This window comes from Paenibacillus rhizoplanae, assembly GCF_042684125.1.
In the GTDB taxonomy this organism is placed as follows: Bacteria; Bacillota; Bacilli; order Paenibacillales; family Paenibacillaceae; genus Paenibacillus_AQ; species Paenibacillus_AQ rhizoplanae.
Genome location: NZ_JBHUKY010000019.1, coordinates 415,471 through 432,030, shown reverse-complemented (window position 1 = coordinate 432,030; position 16,560 = coordinate 415,471). Strand labels below are relative to the sequence as shown.

Sequence of the window (16,560 nt, the reverse complement as noted above, 5' to 3'; positions counted from 1 at the left end):
GCGGCGGGCGCCGGCACCGCAGCAGCAGCGGCGGGCACCGCCGCCGCCCTGGCAGCCGGCTCGTACGGCTGCGTCGTCAGCGCCGGGATCGGCGGCGGCTTCCCGGGCCGGGCACCCGTAGGCTCGCTGGTCGTCGCCAGCGAGATGCTGGACGCGGCCCTCGGCGCAGAGACGCCGGAGGGCTTCCGCAGCGCTGCCGAGCTGGGCTTCGGCAGCGTGTCCGTGCCTGCGCCCGGCGGCACGGTGCAGGCTCTTGCGGCCGCGCTCGCAGCGGCCGGCCTCACGGTAAGCACGGGCACCGTGCTTACCGTGTCGACCGCGACCGGCACCGCCGGGACGGCCGCGGCTCTGGCCGCACGCCACCCGGAGGCGGCGGCGGAGGCGATGGAAGGCCACGGGGTCGCCGTGGCCGCCCAGGCTTTGGGGATCGCAGCGCTGGAGCTGCGCGCGATCTCGAACCCGGTCGGCCCGCGCGACCGGGCCGCGTGGAAGATCAATGAAGCGCTGGACGCTCTGGCAGCGGCGGCGGCTATTTTACGGGAGGTGCTGTAATGACACAAGAGCTTCATATTGCTTATTCCCCTTGTCCGAACGATACCTTTGTCTTTCATGCCTGGGCGCATGGCCTGATTCCCGGCGCACCCAAGCTGGATGTAATGTTTGCCGATATTGATATTACAAACGGCCTAGCGGCAGACGGCGCAGGGCCTGAAGTGCTCAAAATCTCCTACGCCGCCCTCCCCTGGGTGCTGGACAAGTACAAGCTGCTCCCTTGCGGCGGTGCGCTGGGACGGGGCTGCGGCCCGCTTGTACTAACCCGCAAGGGCGCAGGCGCCATCAAACATCCGCGCGAGCTGTCCGGCCGCAGAATTGCCGTCCCGAGCGAACGCTCTACGGCATACCTGCTGTTCCGTCTTTGGGTAGCACAGCAGGTGCAGGGCGGTCCGGCTGAGATCGTCGTTATGCCTTTTGATGAGATCATGCCTGCCGTACAGAAGGGAGAAATCGATGCCGGACTCGTCATTCACGAAGCCCGCTTCACTTACCCGTCCTACAATCTCAATCTGCTGACTGACCTCGGCAGCTGGTGGGAGAGCGATACCGGCTTGCCCATTCCGCTCGGTGCGATTATTGCCCGCCGCGATCTGGACCATGATGCCATTACCGGCTGGATTCGCAGCTCACTCCAGTATGCCTGGGACCATCCTCTCGACTGCCAAAAATACGTGCTAAGCCACGCCCAAGAGCTCTCGCCTGAAGTCGCCAAGTCGCATATTGATCTCTACGTCAATGAATTCACGATGAGCCTTGGCGAGGACGGCTATGCGGCCATCTCTGCACTGCTTAACCGGGCTGCTGCCGAAGGGCTTGTACCTGCTGTCGATCCTTCGCTTCTACGTTAGTGAAATCAGGAGATAATCCATCCCGCGAGGAGGCTATTCCTATGATTCCTTCAGGCAACAGCAAGGCTAATATCGACCGTTTCCTAGGGTACCAAAATGACTACGACCGTTACCGGCCGGAAGCCCCGCCGATGGTTATTGAACTGCTCACCAGTTACCTGGGCCGCCGTCCTGCCCATGTTGCAGATATAGGCTGCGGCACCGGCCTGTCCACCTTTCTGTGGAAGGCTGCCGCCGATGCGGTAACCGGAGTGGAGCCGAACACGGATATGCTGGGCAAGGCTCAGGACAAGCTCCGTCTTCTCGGCAGCGGAGCGGGTAACCTGTCTTTTGTGCAGGGCTACTCTAACCAGCTTCCTTTCGATACGGAGAGTGTGGACATCATCACCTGCTCCCAGTCGTTCCACTGGATGGACCCGGGCAGCACTCTTCAGGAAATCGCCCGTTGTCTGCGGCCCGGCGGAGTCTTTGCCGCCTACGACTGTGACTGGCCTCTGGTGCTTCAGCCCGCTATTGAAGCCCGTTACAACCGGCTGATTGCGGCTTCGGATGCCCTGCTTGCGGAGCTTCAGCCCGGTGCCGACCAGGCCAGCAAATGGGACAAGGAAGGTCATTTGAACCGGATCAAAGCCAGCGGACGGTTTACGTACGCGAGAGAGATTGTTTTTCACAATATGGAATCATGCGATGCTCATCGCTATATCGGGCTAGCCCTCAGCCAAGGCGGCGTCCAATCCCTCCTGAAGCTCAGCCCGGCCTCACTTGAGCAAGATATCGCCGAATTTTCGGCAGAGGTAGAGGAGTTTTTTCAGGGCCGGACCTTGCAGGTACCGATTAGCTACCGTATGCGAACCGGCGTGAAATAGGCCTTATTTTTACTGCATTCTAGCTTTACCCCAGCATATGCCCTATACTTAACACCAGCGAGACGAAGAACGTCCCGGTTTCCCTCTGTGGGGGAGCCGGGGCGTTTTCTATTTTCCGTGTTGCGCCATCAACCTGACCTCTCCTCAATCATTGCCGTGGTATAGAGAGTAAGGAGGAGGAATAGTGCTATTACATAATCGCAGCGGCGAGACTTACCCTGTTTCTTTCTTAGCGTTGCAACCCTATGACATACAGCATCAGATGCATGATTGGGGAAAAGGCTTCGACTGGTCCATATATTTCAGCCAACGCGGAATCGAAGTCTATAAGAGGGTGATATGCGGAAATGCAGTTATTCAAGGTGCTATATCTCTTGAGGGAAAGGAAGATCATGTCTGGGTACATCTTATTGAGAGCATTCCTCCACAGCGCAAGGAGTTTAGCGGAGTTGGATTGCATTTACTCGCTTTTGCTTGCAAGCGAAGCAACGAACTTGGACTTGGTGGTGCTGACGCCTTGCAATCAAAAATCAAGCTAAGGCTGATACATTATTACACGAGTATCACATTTTGGCGGCGGCCTAATCATTATTGACGAGACTGTAGCCAAACGTCTCATTATGTTATACTTCTCTTAAAGAGGTGATGATCGTGAAGAAGCATCCTGCTGTTGATCTCGATGATGTTGTCCGCCAGTATGCTGACGGTCATTACGTGCAACAATCGATGCCTGGCCCCAATCCGGAACGCGATAAAAAGGTCAGTGACGCTATTGCTAAGTTGAAAAAGGAACGTTCGTCTGCTCGGGTTCGCCAATAAAAAGGCGAGCCTTTTTTATTGGTGAAGACTGGGCTGGTTCCCCCAAAGCACAAAATCACCCTACTCGTAAAAGATGCCGAGCCTTGTGTTCGTTACATCTCCCCTCTCGTCAGCACATTGCAATGTATTCAGTTTTCCGCATCCAACCGGCCCATGTACCTTCTCACAAGCACATTGTATTCGGTGTTTCGCACACATCCTAGGCTCATCCTGCGGATGATTCACAACCCAAAAAGCCCCCGCCTGTGCATACGCACAAACGGGGGCTTCTCCGCAGGAATGCTGCCTGCCAGCTACTTCTTATTCATCTTAAACATCAGGAACAGCTCATTATAGTGGGCAAGCATCCGCTTGCCGAGGTTGTCGTAGACCTCCAGCCGGTCGGTGAGCTCGGCGGGCGGGTAGAAGCGCTCGTCACCGGAGATGTCCTCCGGCAGCAGCTTCAGGCCGGGAACGTTCGGCGTGGAATAGCCAACGTATTCCGCATTCTGTGCGGCGACTTCAGGCCGCAGCATGAAGTCGATGAACTTATGCGCGCCTTCGACATTGCCTGCGGTACGCGGAATGACCATGTTGTCGAACCATTTATTCGAACCTTCCTCCGGCACGACGAAGTCCAGCTTGTCGTTATCATCCATAATCTCCGAAGCGTCGCCGGACCAGACAATACCGACCGCCGCTTCTTCGTTGGCGAGCAGCATTTTGACCTCGTCGCCCACAATGGCCTTCACATTCGGGGACAGCTTGTTCAGCTTGGTGAGCGCCTCCTGCAAATGCTCCTCCTTCGTGTCGTTGACGGAATAGTGCAGGCTGTTCAGCGCCATGCCCATGACCTCACGGGCTCCGTCCACGAGGAAGATATTATTCTTCAGCCTCTTGTCCCACAGGGAATCCCAGCTGCTGAAATCGATGCCCTTCGTCATCTCCGGGTTGAAGATGATCCCCACCGTCCCCCAGAAATAAGGAACCGAATACTTGTTACCGGGATCGAAGGACAGATTCATGAACTTGGAATCGATGTTGGCGAGATTCGGCAGCTTGCTGTGATCCAGCGGCAGCAGCAGATTCTCTTCCCGCATCTTGGCGATCGCGTAGTCAGACGGGATTACAACATCGAAGATCGTACCGCCCTGCTCGACCTTGGTCAGCATGGCTTCATTGGAATCAAACGTCTGGTAGATGACCGTAATCCCGGTCTCCTCTTGGAATTGCTTCAGGAGATCGGGGTCCACATAGTCGCCCCAGTTATAGATAGTCAGCGTGTTGCCGCCAGAATAGCCCTGAGCCGAGTTCAGCCGGGAGGCCAGGAACATCAGTCCGAAGGCGACGATCAGAATCGCCAGGAATGTATTAACTAGCTGCTTCATCTAGGCACCCCCGCTTCGGCAACCGGCTCGGCAATCTGTACCGCCGGGCGGTTCTTACGCTGGTTCAGGTAGTAATAACCGATGACCAGCAGAATCGTGAAGAGGAAAATCAGGGTCGATAGTGCATTAATCGACAGCGAGACCCCTTGCCGCGCCAGAGAATAGATCTCCACCGACAGGGTGGAATAGCCGTTGCCCGTGACGAAGAAGGTAACTGCAAAATCATCCAGGGAATAGGTCAGGGCCATGAAGAACCCGCTGAAGATTCCCGGCTTGATGATCGGCAGGATAACCTTCGTAAGCACATCGCGGCGCGAAGCCCCGAGATCCCGCGCAGCATCCGTCAGGGTCGGGCTCATCTCCTGCAAATGCGGCAGGATCATAATGACCGCAATCGGAATACTGAACGCCACATGCGAGAGCAGCACGGAGGTGAAGCCCAGCTTGATCCCTACAATAGTGAACAGGATCAGGAAGGAGGCTCCGATAATGACATCCGGGCTGACAATCAGCACATTGTTCAGCGAGAGCAGCGTGTTTTTGGCCCGGCGGCTGCGGACATGCTGGATCGCCAGCGCGCCGATCACCGCTATTATGGTCGCAATGGTCGAGGACAGGAGGGCTATGACCAGTGTGTTAATCACAATAATCATCAGCCGGGTGTCGGCAACCACCTCACGGTAATAATCCAGCGTGAAGCCCTCGAACTTATGCATCGTGCCGCCGCTGTTGAACGAGTAGTACATCAGATAGAAGATCGGCGCGTACAGCACCAGGAAGACCAGCACCAGATAGATATTGGCGATGCCGTTCTTGTTCTTGACCCTGCGTGTGTTCTTCATCCGCGCACCCCCTTCCGCGAGCCGCCGGTCAGAATCATGAACAGCGCCATAATGGCGATCAGGAACACCGCAACGGTTGAGCCCATGCCCCAGTCCTGAGTGACCAGGAAGTGCTGTTCAATCGCGGTGCCGAGCGTAATCACCCGGTTCCCGGCAATCAGACGCGTAATCATGAACAGCGACAGCGCCGGAATGAACACCGCCATACAACCGGAGCGTACACCCGAGATCGTCAGCGGAAAAACCACCCGCCGGAACGTCGTCCACCCTGATGCGCCCAGATCGCGCGCAGCATCCACCAGCGACAGATTCATCTCATCCAAGGCACTGAAGATCGGCAGAATCATGAATGGAATGAAAATATAGACCGACACAAACACGAAGCTGAAGCCCGTGAACAGAATCTGCTGCTCGCCCAGACCCATCAGATCAAAGAAATTATTGACCGGACCGAAGGTGCCGAAGATCCCGATGAAGGCGTATGTTTTGAGCAGCAGGTTGATCCAGGTTGGCAGAATAATCAGCAGCAGCCACAGCTGCTTGTGCTTCGTTCGCGTCAGCAGATAAGCAGCCGGATAAGCCACCAGGAGCGAGAACACCGTGATCAGAAAAGCGTACCAGAACGAATTCAGCATCATTCTCATATAGACCGGCGTGAAGAAATTGACGTAGTTATTCAGCGTCAGCTTCCCCTCCAGATCGAACAGGGAATAGTAGACCACCAGCAGCACCGGCGCAATGACAAACAGCGCAATCCACAGGTAGTACGGAATGAGATAATACGACTTGCCCTTAGTCTTCATGGCTCTCCACCTCGGCGTAAGCCTCCAGACGCTTGTCGAACTCCTCCTCCGTTTCACCGAAACGCATAACATGGATCGCTTCCGGGTCAAAATACAGCCCGATCTCGGAGCCAACCTCCGCCTTACGGGTGGAATGGACGAGCCATTCATGGCCGGATCCGTCATAGCAGCTGATCTCGTAGTGAACGCCGCGGAACAGCTGGGAATCCACACGCACCTTCAGCTTGCCCGCTTCAAGGCTCGCAATCTCCAGATCCTCAGGGCGGATCACAACCTCCACCGCTTCATTCGGCTTCAGACCGGCATCGACACATTCGAACCGGTGGCCGCCCCACTCCACCACATAGTCCTCAATCATCACACCAGGCACGATGTTCGACTCTCCGATGAAGTCGGCCACGAACCGGTTAATCGGTTCATCGTAGATATCATTAGGCGTGCCGCTCTGCTCAATCTTGCCGCCGTTCATGACGAAGATCCAGTCGGACATCGCCAGCGCCTCTTCCTGGTCATGGGTGACGAAGATGAACGTGATACCCAGCCGCTGCTGCATCTCCCGCAGAATATACTGCATCTCGGTACGCAGCTTCAGATCAAGCGCAGACAGAGGCTCGTCCAGCAGCAGCACCTGCGGCTCGTTGACAATGGCGCGCGCAATGGCGACACGCTGTCTCTGCCCGCCGGACATTTCATTAATGGCCCGCTGATCATAGCCGACCAGGTTGACGAAGCGCAACGCTTCCTGCACCTTTTGCTGAATGACATCCTTCTTCAGCTTCTTGATGCGCAGTCCAAACGCCACATTCTCGAATACGTTCAGGTGCGGAAACAGCGCATAGTCCTGAAACACCGTATTAACCTGCCGCTCATTGGCGGGAATGTGGTTGATTTTTTTGCCGTTCAGATAGATCGAACCTTCAGTCGGCTCCGCGAAGCCGGCGATTAGACGCAAAATGGTCGTTTTTCCGCAGCCCGAAGGGCCCAGCAGCGTGTAGAATTTACCGCGTTCAATTTCGAAGCTCACGCCTTTGAGTACAGCCTCTTCGTCGTCGTATTGCTTAATCACCTGGTCAAAAGAAATAATAGTGCCTTCCGGGGTAGCTATAGCTAACAACCTCCCTTACTTATGTAGTACAACCTATTTTACCCGCTTCTTGCGGGAGACAATCCGGCAGCAGCATGCTCAGCACGGATAAGCGACAATTCCTGCCTTGGTTCGACAGCTTCAATATATAGCATATAGGAATGTTCCGATATATGCGATAGCTTACATTGTGAAATATAGCACAAAAACTTAACAAGTTCGTAAAATCTTGGCCGCGTCCGGTCTGTTTTGAGGTGCTATAATGAAAACGACTGAAAGATCATAAAAATTTTCTTATTTTCACGAAAGAAGTTGACAACATGGACGAGGGGTTACAGGACCGCCTTGAGAAATTTGGATTATCACTATATATGATACGCATTACGCTGGCTGCTTCGCTCTCCTGGCTGGCGGTACACAGTATTTATGGAGACCAGTATCTCTACTTCGCGCCGCTGGCAGCGATTCTGATCACCCAGAGCAGCGTCAAGGCCTCTCTCGAAAAAGGGGTCTACCGCATGACCGGCGTGCTCCTTGGCGGCATCGTCAGCCTGATCGTAGGCAAGTTCTTCGATGTGGGCGCGCTGTCGATCCTGCTGATGCTGCTGATCGGCATTGGGGTGGCTACAGCCTGCCGGATCAATATCCAGGCCGTCTCCCAGGTCGGCGTCACCTCAGTTCTCGCACTTACCTTCTATCATGACCAATATATCGTCTGGAGAGTCGCCGAGACGCTGATCGGTGTGCTGATTGCCCTGATTATCAATATGATTATCGTGCCGCCCAAGAGCTTCGTCAAGGTCAAGGACCTGGCGCTGAAGGGCAGCCTGACATTATCCGATGCCTTAACCGGATTCGCTGCAAGCGGCCGGGATGCCGCACAGGCCAAAGCTGCTCTTGAGAGCTCCGGCGGGCTGCTGAAGAAGAGCGACCGGCTGCAGAAGGAGATGCATTACACGCTATCTCATTACCAGTGCCGTAAGGACATTGGCAAGCTGACACAGACGACCTCCCATCTCATCAAGGTGCACTCCTATGTCAAAGCCATAAGCGAAGAGATCGCCCTGCTGCCGGCCCATTATGCCGCAGCTGACTGGATGCTGGAGGTTGTAACCGCAACGGCAGACTGTATCGCACTGTATGGCACACGGACGCTATCGGATGCCGAATGCAGCGGACGTTCACTCCCCGAGAGTCTGAGAAGAGCCCGCGATGTGCAGCTAGCCTGGTTCTCGGAGCTGCAGGATCAGTGTTCGCTCGCGGCATTCCGTGATCTCGGTGCGGTGTTCTCCCACCTGAACCGGATTCTTGAAGAGATTGAACGCGCCGATTACGCGGCTCTTTCCACCGCACCACAGCATGTCAAGGCACAACCTGCACGCGCCATCCAATTCATACAAAAAGGACTCTTCCACAAGCTATAAGCTTGGGAGGGTCCTTTTTTGTATTCTATCAAGGTCAGTCACTCCGCACCCATCCGACTCTCAAGCTCCCCACAGAAGCGGTTGGATAAAGTACATCTAATCCGCCGAATTCTATGGAATCCCTTAAAAGCGAGCAAAATAAGTGTTGTTTATCCATCTGCTCTTCCCATAGGAGGTATTCCACCAGCAGCAAATGGAGAAAATCCAACTAATTACTACATGTATCCCGGTGACGCAAAATGGGATATCCAAATCTCACCTGCGTACATTGCCGCACTCAGAGCTAAATGCCTAAAACGGTAGTTAATCTGCGGGCAGATATCTCCAGCCCCCGTAAGCCGTAACGTTCTCGGCTCCGGCGGCGGCATAGCCTTCGCAGATGAAGCCGGTCACTTCCCGGCCGTCCGCAAGTATCACCCGCCCCAGGCCCAGCGGGGCAGGAATGAGCGACGCGAACGACCCCAGCGATGCCAACGGCATCTGCCACAGCTCCAGCTTAATACTGCTTCCCCCTGCCGCCTGTCTCAGCAGGCCCGGCTTAGCCGGCACGGTAGGGAGCTTAACCAGCTCATAGCATGCAGCAGTCCGCGCTTCCTGCCAAAAGCGCGCGCCATGCTCCAGCATCTGCTTCTCCAGCGGGAAGCCGCGCATGTGCAGCCCGCAGACCGCCAGGGTAACCATGCTGGACGCTGGTAGTTCGGCACCAGCAGCAGCACCAGTACCTCCAGCCTCACCAGCTTCAGCCCCAGCAGAACTCCCCGCACTCTCACCAAGACCATCCTCCCGCCCCGGAGAATCCCCCTCCGCCAGAAGCTCCCCGGCTCCGGCAAGCAGATGCTCACTGTCCGCCAGAGCGAACAGCGTAATGCCGAATGGCAGGTTCCCCGCCGCTTCCCCGGCAGGGATCGCTACCGCCGACAGATCGAGCAGGTTGCAGTGATTGGTGTAGCGGCCCATTTCGGAGTTGGCCCCTACCGGGTTCGCCGCCACCTGCTCCCGGGTCCAGGTTCCGCCGCAGGTCGGCAGGACCAGCACCGCGTCCCGCAGCAGCAGCTCCGCTGCCCGCTTATACTGCTGCAAGCGGTGCATGGCCTGGAACAGGCTCGAAGCGGTGTGGCGCTCCGCTGCCCCGGAGGAGAGAATCGACTCCGTCACCGGCAGCACAGCTTCACGGTGACTCTCTACGAATCCGGCCAGATCCGCCCAGCGCTCGGCTACCCAGGGACCGTCGTACAGGATGGCTGCCGCTTCGGAGAACAACGTACAGTCCACCCGTTCAACCGGCAGCCCCAGCCCCTGTACGACGGCTTCGGCCCGTTCCCAGGACCGGCGGTATTCGTCCGCATGGGGTCCATAGAAGTCCAGCGGCGCTTCCGGCAGCAGCAGCTTCCCGGGCAGAGCGGTAGCCTCCCGCTTCACGGAACGCGACCACGGATCGGCTGCATCGAAGCCGCGTGCTGCGCGGTCTACCGTAAGTGCATCCTCCAGATTGTGCGCGAATACAGTGACACAATCTAGGCTGGCACACGCCGGCACTACGCCGCGCACCGGCCAGGCGCCTAGGCTGGGCTTGTAGCCGACCAGCCCGTTCAGCGCAGCCGGCACACGGCCCGAGCCTGCGGTATCGGTGCCCAGGCTGAACACCGCCTGGCCCCGGGCTACGGCAACCGCCGAACCGGCGCTGGAGCCGCCGCTGATGTATTCGGGACGCAGGGCATTATGCGTCTCGCCGTAAGGGCTGCGCACACCGACGAGTCCGGTGGCGAACTGGTCCAGATTGCTTTTGCCGACAGGGATCGCCCCCGCAGCCACCAATCTCGCCACAACTGCTGCATCCGCGTCCGGCTGATAAGCGAATTCAGGACATGCCGCCGTCGTGGGCAGCCCCTTCACATCGATGTTATCCTTCACCGCGAACGGAATGCCCCACAAGGGATGCTCCTGCGGATTCAGCTCTTTGAGCGCTGCCAGGAAGGGAGCGATCTGCGCCGCGGCGGGCGGTTCAATCCAGATGTTCATCTCCTTGTCCCGCTCAGCACGGCGGATGATCTCCCGGATGACCTCCTCCGGGTCCAGCGTGCCGTTCAAATACTGCCCCCGCAGCCAACCGGCAGTCAGCTTGGCGGGCCATTCTGTTGTTGCTGTCATCAGGCTTCATCTCCTTCTCTGCGTATCGGTGCCGGACCTGCGGCCCTTGCCCATCTCATGCAGCTTCAGCGCGAGCTGCAGCTCCAGCATATCGTCACCGTCATCCTGGCTTAATCCCAGCAGCTCACAGGCCCGGTCGATCCGGTAGGTGACCGTATTATAATGAGTGAACAGCTCGCCGGAGGTCCGCTTCACGTTGCGGTTGCACTTGAAGTACAGCTGGAGCGTCTGGAGCAGCGAAGCGTTATGCTTGCGGTCATACTCCAGCAGCGGGGCAATATACTGATCCCTGTACTCGCTGATTTCCTCCAGCTCAGGCAGATGGTACAGCAGCCGGAAGACACCCAGCTTCCGGTAATCGACATAAGACCCGCTGTAACCGCTGATTTGGCGGATACGGGCGATTTTGCGGGAGGATTCATAGCTGAACCGCACCTGATCGGGGCCATCCGCAAGATCGCCAATACAGAAGGCGCAAGTCTCACTGACAAACACCCGGTTCATCTCGGCCAGCAAACGCCCCAGCGTCTCCTCCAGCGGAAGCTCCGGCTGCTCCGGCACGGTCAGGACCAACTCCCCTTCAAGGATGGTGAGCTTCACATGCTGAAGGTCTGCCCGGGCACGTACCCGCTTCACTACCTGCTGCAGCTGCTTAAGCTCCGGCTTATCCTCCAGCCACCCTGCGGTTACAGCACGCAGCGGGCGCTCCGGGAGCGGACAGCCGCAGGCCGCGCCGCGCAGCTTCAGATCCTCGGCAGCAGCAATCCGGCCGCTGATCCAGTCCTGCAGGAACTGGTCCACATACTTCAGCTCCACCTCGCGGCGGGCCCCTGCGTTGATCATCTCCAGCCCGACCAGCACACCAACCCGGTCAATCGTTAACTGATCCACTACCGACAGCTCGCTGTTCCACTCCAGCAGCACCAGCAGACATTGGTCTGCTCCCTTGTCATTGACAGCCGAGACATAAGCCCGGATACGCCGTTCTCCAACTGTGAGGAATGTAATGCCGAGACTGCCTTCCTGGCGAAGCTGTATCCAGGCCGGAAGCTGCTCTTCTAACTTCAGCGCTTCCGCCTGCGGAGAACAGAAGACCTGATCGGTATCATCCAGCAGGACGACCGGATTATGCAGCATCCCGTCCAGGGTCAGCAGGAAATCCTCAATCCCGTCGCCATGGAGCAGCTGCTTCGACAGCTTCTGGAACCGGCTCTGGAGCTGCGATAGCTCCCGCGCCTCCTGCACCAGCACCCGCTCCATAATGTCGCGGACCACATCGGAGAAGGAGGTGGAGGCGGGCAGCTCGAAGATCGGGAAGCCCAGCTGATCCGCGAGTTCCAGCGCCCTCGGCGGAATCTCATCGATATAACGTTTGGTTTTGATCCCGAGCGCGGACACCCCCTTCTGGTTCAGCTGGGGAATAATCTCCGCGATCAGCTCCGGCCGGTTATGAAAGGGGAAGCCGCTCGTAATCAGGAACTCCCCCGGACGCACCCAGTCAATGACATCGGGAACCTCCATTACATTGACCCGGTTAATATAACGCCCAAGGCCGCCGGCTCCGGCCAGCAGGACCGCTTCCTTCAGGTCGGGAATCAGCAGAATATCGCTGCAGGTCAAACCGGTAATTACATTGCTGCCCATGGCTCCGCCGCCTTTACTATAGCTTGGAAGAATAGATATCCTCGATTAGTGTAGTGCCGAAGAAGCTGTTGGACGGCACCTCCGCCTCCGCCGGTACAAAAATACTGATCTGCTCCGAAGGAGAATCCCCTGTATTCCTGACAGAATGGACTACGCCCGCAGGCACATGGAACGTATCTCCGGCCCGATAGCTGTGCCACTCCCCGTCACATAGCAGCTTGACCTCTCCTACGGTAATATGAATGATTTCGACTACATCATGATAATGCGGCAAGACTTGGCCACCGATCCCCAGCTTCTCCCACAGAATCGAGCTCATCCGGATACCCAGGCGGTCCGCTTCCTTTGCCGAGACAATCTCCCGGTGATACAGCTCTATGTGATTCGGCATAAGCTCCCATGTCATATCTGCTGCTGCCAGCACTTTCGTTTCCTGTGTATGCATATTCGATTCCCCCATGATGGATAAAATGTAGTTGTATCCCAACTCTGCTACTTACGGCGGAACACAGCCGCCACCGGCCCTCCGCCCTTTGGCCCCTGATGCTCGCCTCCGCCGGAGACGTAGATCATCGGGTCGCCGCCGACATAGGCCAGCACACCCCCGACTACAGCCCGCGCATGGCGGGTATGATTGATATCCGAGTCATCCAGCATGATATGGCGGCGTCCGCGGATGACACCATCGGGATCGGCTTCTGCCTTGGCCAGCACCTGCACCAGCTCTTCACCGGGATAACGGTCCAGCAGGCCCTGAAGCGCAGCGCCATCCACAGCATCCTGCATGACGGCATGGTCGATGTGGTACGGGCCGTCCGCAGACAACGAATTCCCGAACACAATCACTTCGCAGCAGGACAACTCACTGCCCGCCGAAGTGGAGGCTACCGCGCTGAATTGAGTCCAGTCCGTGCAGATCTCTTCTTCCTGCAAGGCCGCACGGTCCACCTCACCCAGCGCTACCCCGGCACCAAGTGCAGAGGCCCCTCTGGAATATCCCATCGATTTATAAGTATCCTCTGTGATGAGCGATACCTCACGGCTATGCGCGTCATAGATCTGCTCAGCGGTAAGCAGCGGACACTTGATTTGTACAAAATGTACATCTCCTGGTGAGGTAATGCCCGCCTCCATAACCGCACGGGCTACAGCATCCGCCACGGCGTCTACCTGAGGGAGCCGTCCCAGCTCCTCCGGCCGGAAGCTCCGGGTTCTTGCCACACCAATGGCGAGCGACTTCAGGCCATCAGCAACCACCCCCGGCTCCCCCCGTCCGCTGCGGCTGATGACCGTGAAGTGCGGGCTGAGCACCCCTTCCGTACCGCCGGACATCACATAAGAGATGCCGGCAGCTCCTCCTTTTGCCGCTTCAGCAAAGAATCCTTTCAGCGCCATAACCGCATAACCCCGCGTAAAATCATTCACACAGCCGTTGCCCTCCGTCTTCCCCAGCACCGCGACCACTTCCTCCGGCCGGAACAGGCCTGCTTCCACCGCTGCGCTTAATCCCGACATATCATGCGGCGCGCCTGCCGGGATGCGGATTACCGAGCAGTTCATCATAGATCATCGCTCCTTGTCCAGAAAATAACCCGTTTCTCCAGCAGCCCGATACCCCAGAACAACAGCAGGCCGCACAGCGCCGAAGCAATAATGGCCGAGAACATCACCGGCGTATCCATATGATAGGAAGAGACCAGCACTACATAACCGAGTCCCTTATTGGCACCGACGAATTCGCCGACGATGGCTCCGACAATGGCAAGCGAGGTGGATATTTTGAGGGCAGAGAAGATATAAGGCAGACTTGTCGGCAGCCGCAGCTTCCAGAAGATTTCGCTCTTCGTCCCTTTATAGGTCGAGAACAGCTCCCAGGCTTCGTATTCAATGGCCTTAAGACCTTTAACACTGTTCACCAGAATCGGGAAAAAGCAGATCAGCATCGAAGCGATTACCTTCGAGGTATACCCGGTTCCCAGCCAAACGACCAGCAGCGGGGCCAGCGCCACCAGCGGCGTAGTCTTAAGGGCGATGGCAAGCGGGAACATTCCCTTCTCAATCGGTTTGGAATGTACGAAAATCACTGCGGTAGCCAGGCCGAGGATATTGGCGAGAATGAACCCGGTCAGGGCTTCGCCCAGCGTAACCAGCGTATGCGACCAGAGCGAGCCATTAATAGCCGAGACTACCTGCGTAGGCGCAGGCAGCAGATACATAGGAACCGACAGGAGACGTACAGCCAGCTCCCATAGCAGCAGGAAGCCGAGCGCAAACGTGACCGGGTACAGGGTGTCTTTGATTTTGACCGTCATAGATGCTTCACCCGCTTTCTCAGTTCCTTGACAATCCGGTGGAATTCCGGCAATTCTTCCATACCTGCCTCACGCGGGGAAGGCAGCGTCACCGGAATGATATCCGTCACACCGGCGGGCCGGGGAGACATCATCACGACCCGGTCTGACAGCAGCGCGGATTCATGGATCGAATGGGTGACCATCACAATGCTGCTTAGACTGGTCTCCGGGCTCTCCCACAGCCGCAGCAGCTCAAAATTCAGCTTCTCGCGTGTCAGCTCATCCAGCGCGCCGAACGGTTCGTCCATCAGCAGCACCGTCGGATCGGCCGCCAGAGCCCGGGCAATCGCTGCCCGCTGCTGCATCCCGCCACTGAGCTGATGCGGGAAGTGGTTCAGATAATCCTGAAGGCCGACCAGGCGCAGGGCACTTTCCGCTTTTTCGCGTGCCTCGGATTTGCTGAATTTCTTCTTCTCGCCCAGTTCAAGCGGCAGCATTACATTCTGCAGCGCACTGAGCCACGGCATCAGGACCGGCTTCTGAAAGACCATGCCCAGGGACAGATCCGGGGAAGCATACGCCACCTCTCCACCGGCTTCCGGGCTTAACAGCCGCAGCATCAGCCGGAGTGTTGTGGATTTCCCGCAGCCGCTCGGTCCGAGAATCGAAATGAACTCATTGCGGTATACATCAAGGCTGACCTGATCCAGCACAGGCACGTTGCCGAAGGAAAGAGAGCAATTGCGCAGGGAGAGCATGGTTTCCCGGGTACCGGGATGCTGCGCGGCGGCAGAATCCAGCTGTTCTTTGATCGCTGTTGTCATTATCGGGTCCCTCCTTATTTCAAAAACTCGTTGGTGAACAATCCGCCTAGGTCCTGTTCCTTTTTCACAAAGCCCAGCTCGACCAGATTCTTCTGCAGCGTCTCCCAGGACGCCTCGTCCATCGATCCCAGCGGGAGCTTCTCCGGATCAAGCAGCGGAATGCTGGCCTTCATCATATTGACCTCATGCTTCAGATCCAGCTTCTCGCCATATTTCAGACCGAATTCCGCCGCCTCCTCCGGATGCTTGACCGCATAATCCCAGCCCTGCATAGAGGCCTGCACGAAGCTTGCGACCATCTCCGGGTCCTTCTTGATGACAGACTCCGTAGTGAACAAAGTATCGGCATAGAAATTGATGCCATAGTCGTTCGGGTCGATAATATTCACTTCCTTGCCCTGCTCCTCTACAGCCAGCACTTCATTAATAACATATCCGGGCCAGGCCTTAACCTGACCGGTTAACAGCGGACTCAGATCATATTTGACCGGCATTTCTTCGATTCGCGAAGGGTCGATGCCCGCGCTTTTCTCCATGGCCCGGAAGGTCAGCTCTTCGTTGCCGCCCAGCTTTATGCCCACCTTTTGCCCGGCCAGATCCTCCATCGTCTTAATCCCGGACTCTTTGAGCGTGAACATGACGAACGGGGTTTTGCGGTAGATTGCGGACAACGCTTTGACCGGGACGCCTTTCTCTCTGGCGATAACGACCTGGTCGGCACCGGTAACTCCGAACTCCTCACTGCCGGAAGCTACCATCTGCACAGCCGGGAAATCCGAACCCCCCGGACGGATCTCAACATCCAGCCCCGCTTCTTTATAGAAGCCTTTTTCCACTGCGGTATAAAAGCCGGCAAACTGCGCCTGGTGAATCCACTTCAGCCGGAGCACCACCTTTTTCAGCTCGCCTGAGCCTTCCGCTCCCTGGCCTTCGGCCTTCCCGGCTTCCGTATGGTTACCGCAGGCAGTCAGGAGCAGCATTAGCGAGGTTAACAGCATCAGCGCTTTCGTTCTGGACTTGTTCCACATGGTTATTCCCCCGT

Annotated in this window: 17 protein-coding genes; 6 read left to right on the top strand and 11 right to left on the bottom strand. The window is 57.1% G+C overall.

Translation table 11 applies throughout. From position 1 onward, the window contains the following. The 5 genes from ACFSX3_RS09695 to ACFSX3_RS09675 all read left to right on the top strand — a co-directional run. Positions 1-552: futalosine hydrolase (locus tag ACFSX3_RS09695; RefSeq protein WP_379312827.1), on the top strand; the 552-nt coding region annotated here is incomplete at its 5' end. Then, positions 552-1,403 (top strand): 1,4-dihydroxy-6-naphthoate synthase, encoded by an 852-nt coding sequence (locus ACFSX3_RS09690; RefSeq protein WP_209986451.1) that lies wholly within the window; start codon positions 552-554, stop codon positions 1,401-1,403. The genes ACFSX3_RS09695 and ACFSX3_RS09690, both read left to right, overlap by 1 nt. A gap of 41 nt (positions 1,404-1,444) precedes the next feature. Then, positions 1,445-2,269 carry a class I SAM-dependent methyltransferase gene (locus ACFSX3_RS09685; RefSeq protein WP_209986454.1) on the top strand — a complete coding sequence of 275 codons (825 nt, stop codon included), beginning with the start codon at positions 1,445-1,447 and terminating at the stop codon, positions 2,267-2,269. Between the two features lie 184 nt (positions 2,270-2,453). Next, positions 2,454-2,864 carry a hypothetical protein gene (locus ACFSX3_RS09680; RefSeq protein ID WP_209986456.1) on the top strand — a complete coding sequence of 137 codons (411 nt, stop codon included), beginning with the start codon at positions 2,454-2,456 and terminating at the stop codon, positions 2,862-2,864. A gap of 56 nt (positions 2,865-2,920) precedes the next feature. Next, a complete protein-coding gene (locus ACFSX3_RS09675) occupies positions 2,921-3,088 on the top strand; it encodes a hypothetical protein (protein ID WP_209986458.1) in 168 nt (55 codons plus the stop codon). 293 nt (positions 3,089-3,381) lie between these two features. On the opposite strand, the gene ACFSX3_RS09670 is transcribed toward ACFSX3_RS09675, so the two are convergent. From ACFSX3_RS09670 to ACFSX3_RS09655, 4 genes are read right to left on the bottom strand one after another with little or no spacing between them, the layout of a single operon-like run. After that, a complete protein-coding gene (locus ACFSX3_RS09670; protein WP_209986463.1) occupies positions 3,382-4,455 on the bottom strand; it encodes an ABC transporter substrate-binding protein in 1,074 nt (357 codons plus the stop codon). Next, positions 4,452-5,297 carry an ABC transporter permease gene (locus tag ACFSX3_RS09665; RefSeq protein ID WP_209986466.1) on the bottom strand — a complete coding sequence of 282 codons (846 nt, stop codon included), beginning with the start codon at positions 5,295-5,297 and terminating at the stop codon, positions 4,452-4,454. Before ACFSX3_RS09665 ends, ACFSX3_RS09670 begins: the two co-directional genes overlap by 4 nt. Then, complete coding sequence (locus ACFSX3_RS09660; protein ID WP_209986475.1) at positions 5,294-6,100, bottom strand: ABC transporter permease; 807 nt, start codon at positions 6,098-6,100, stop codon at positions 5,294-5,296. The genes ACFSX3_RS09665 and ACFSX3_RS09660 overlap by 4 nt, the downstream gene beginning before the upstream one ends. After that, the gene (locus tag ACFSX3_RS09655; protein WP_209986478.1) at positions 6,090-7,214 is read right to left on the bottom strand and encodes an ABC transporter ATP-binding protein; all 1,125 of its coding nucleotides are present in this window, start codon (positions 7,212-7,214) and stop codon (positions 6,090-6,092) included. The genes ACFSX3_RS09660 and ACFSX3_RS09655 overlap by 11 nt, the downstream gene beginning before the upstream one ends. A 290-nt stretch (positions 7,215-7,504) precedes the next feature. Here ACFSX3_RS09655 and ACFSX3_RS09650 point away from each other — a divergent pair, with 290 nt between their 5' ends. Further along, the gene (locus ACFSX3_RS09650; RefSeq protein ID WP_209986481.1) at positions 7,505-8,608 is read left to right on the top strand and encodes an FUSC family protein; all 1,104 of its coding nucleotides are present in this window, start codon (positions 7,505-7,507) and stop codon (positions 8,606-8,608) included. A 303-nt stretch (positions 8,609-8,911) separates the two neighbouring features. Here ACFSX3_RS09650 and atzF read toward each other — a convergent pair whose 3' ends face one another. The 7 genes from atzF to ACFSX3_RS09615 are packed head-to-tail and all read right to left on the bottom strand — an operon-like array spanning position 8,912 to position 16,546. Beyond that, the gene (gene atzF, locus ACFSX3_RS09645) at positions 8,912-10,756 is read right to left on the bottom strand and encodes an allophanate hydrolase (protein WP_209986483.1); all 1,845 of its coding nucleotides are present in this window, start codon (positions 10,754-10,756) and stop codon (positions 8,912-8,914) included. Positions 10,757-10,762: 6 nt separating this feature from the next. After that, complete coding sequence (locus tag ACFSX3_RS09640) at positions 10,763-12,400, bottom strand: PucR family transcriptional regulator (protein ID WP_209986486.1); 1,638 nt, start codon at positions 12,398-12,400, stop codon at positions 10,763-10,765. 16 nt (positions 12,401-12,416) lie between these two features. After that, positions 12,417-12,845, bottom strand: coding sequence for a cupin domain-containing protein (locus tag ACFSX3_RS09635; protein ID WP_209986489.1), 429 nt, complete (start codon positions 12,843-12,845; stop codon positions 12,417-12,419). A gap of 47 nt (positions 12,846-12,892) precedes the next feature. Further along, positions 12,893-13,963, bottom strand: a complete 1,071-nt coding sequence (gene atzD / locus ACFSX3_RS09630) for a cyanuric acid amidohydrolase (RefSeq protein WP_209986492.1) — start codon at positions 13,961-13,963, stop codon at positions 12,893-12,895. Continuing rightward, positions 13,960-14,712 carry an ABC transporter permease gene (locus ACFSX3_RS09625; protein ID WP_209986493.1) on the bottom strand — a complete coding sequence of 251 codons (753 nt, stop codon included), beginning with the start codon at positions 14,710-14,712 and terminating at the stop codon, positions 13,960-13,962. Before ACFSX3_RS09625 ends, atzD begins: the two co-directional genes overlap by 4 nt. After that, complete coding sequence (locus ACFSX3_RS09620) at positions 14,709-15,518, bottom strand: ABC transporter ATP-binding protein (RefSeq protein WP_209986496.1); 810 nt, start codon at positions 15,516-15,518, stop codon at positions 14,709-14,711. The genes ACFSX3_RS09625 and ACFSX3_RS09620 overlap by 4 nt, the downstream gene beginning before the upstream one ends. A gap of 14 nt (positions 15,519-15,532) precedes the next feature. Further along, positions 15,533-16,546, bottom strand: coding sequence for an ABC transporter substrate-binding protein (locus tag ACFSX3_RS09615; protein ID WP_209986499.1), 1,014 nt, complete (start codon positions 16,544-16,546; stop codon positions 15,533-15,535). Positions 16,547-16,560 lie beyond the last annotated feature (14 nt).

Bases quoted from the DNA above. Each gene is read 5' to 3' on its own strand.
- ACFSX3_RS09625 (WP_209986493.1), bottom strand. From the start codon at position 14,712: ATGACGGTCAAAATCAAAGACACCCTGTACCCGGTCACGTTTGCGCTC.
- ACFSX3_RS09615 (WP_209986499.1), bottom strand. From the start codon at position 16,546: ATGTGGAACAAGTCCAGAACGAAAGCGCTGATGCTGTTAACCTCGCTA.
- ACFSX3_RS09685 (WP_209986454.1), top strand. From the start codon at position 1,445: ATGATTCCTTCAGGCAACAGCAAGGCTAATATCGACCGTTTCCTAGGG.
- atzF (WP_209986483.1), bottom strand. From the start codon at position 10,756: ATGACAGCAACAACAGAATGGCCCGCCAAGCTGACTGCCGGTTGGCTG.
- atzD (WP_209986492.1), bottom strand. From the start codon at position 13,963: ATGATGAACTGCTCGGTAATCCGCATCCCGGCAGGCGCGCCGCATGAT.
- ACFSX3_RS09665 (WP_209986466.1), bottom strand. From the start codon at position 5,297: ATGAAGAACACACGCAGGGTCAAGAACAAGAACGGCATCGCCAATATC.
- ACFSX3_RS09620 (WP_209986496.1), bottom strand. From the start codon at position 15,518: ATGACAACAGCGATCAAAGAACAGCTGGATTCTGCCGCCGCGCAGCAT.
- ACFSX3_RS09670 (WP_209986463.1), bottom strand. From the start codon at position 4,455: ATGAAGCAGCTAGTTAATACATTCCTGGCGATTCTGATCGTCGCCTTC.
- ACFSX3_RS09650 (WP_209986481.1), top strand. From the start codon at position 7,505: ATGGACGAGGGGTTACAGGACCGCCTTGAGAAATTTGGATTATCACTA.
- ACFSX3_RS09640 (WP_209986486.1), bottom strand. From the start codon at position 12,400: ATGGGCAGCAATGTAATTACCGGTTTGACCTGCAGCGATATTCTGCTG.
- ACFSX3_RS09635 (WP_209986489.1), bottom strand. From the start codon at position 12,845: ATGCATACACAGGAAACGAAAGTGCTGGCAGCAGCAGATATGACATGG.
- ACFSX3_RS09660 (WP_209986475.1), bottom strand. From the start codon at position 6,100: ATGAAGACTAAGGGCAAGTCGTATTATCTCATTCCGTACTACCTGTGG.
- ACFSX3_RS09690 (WP_209986451.1), top strand. From the start codon at position 552: ATGACACAAGAGCTTCATATTGCTTATTCCCCTTGTCCGAACGATACC.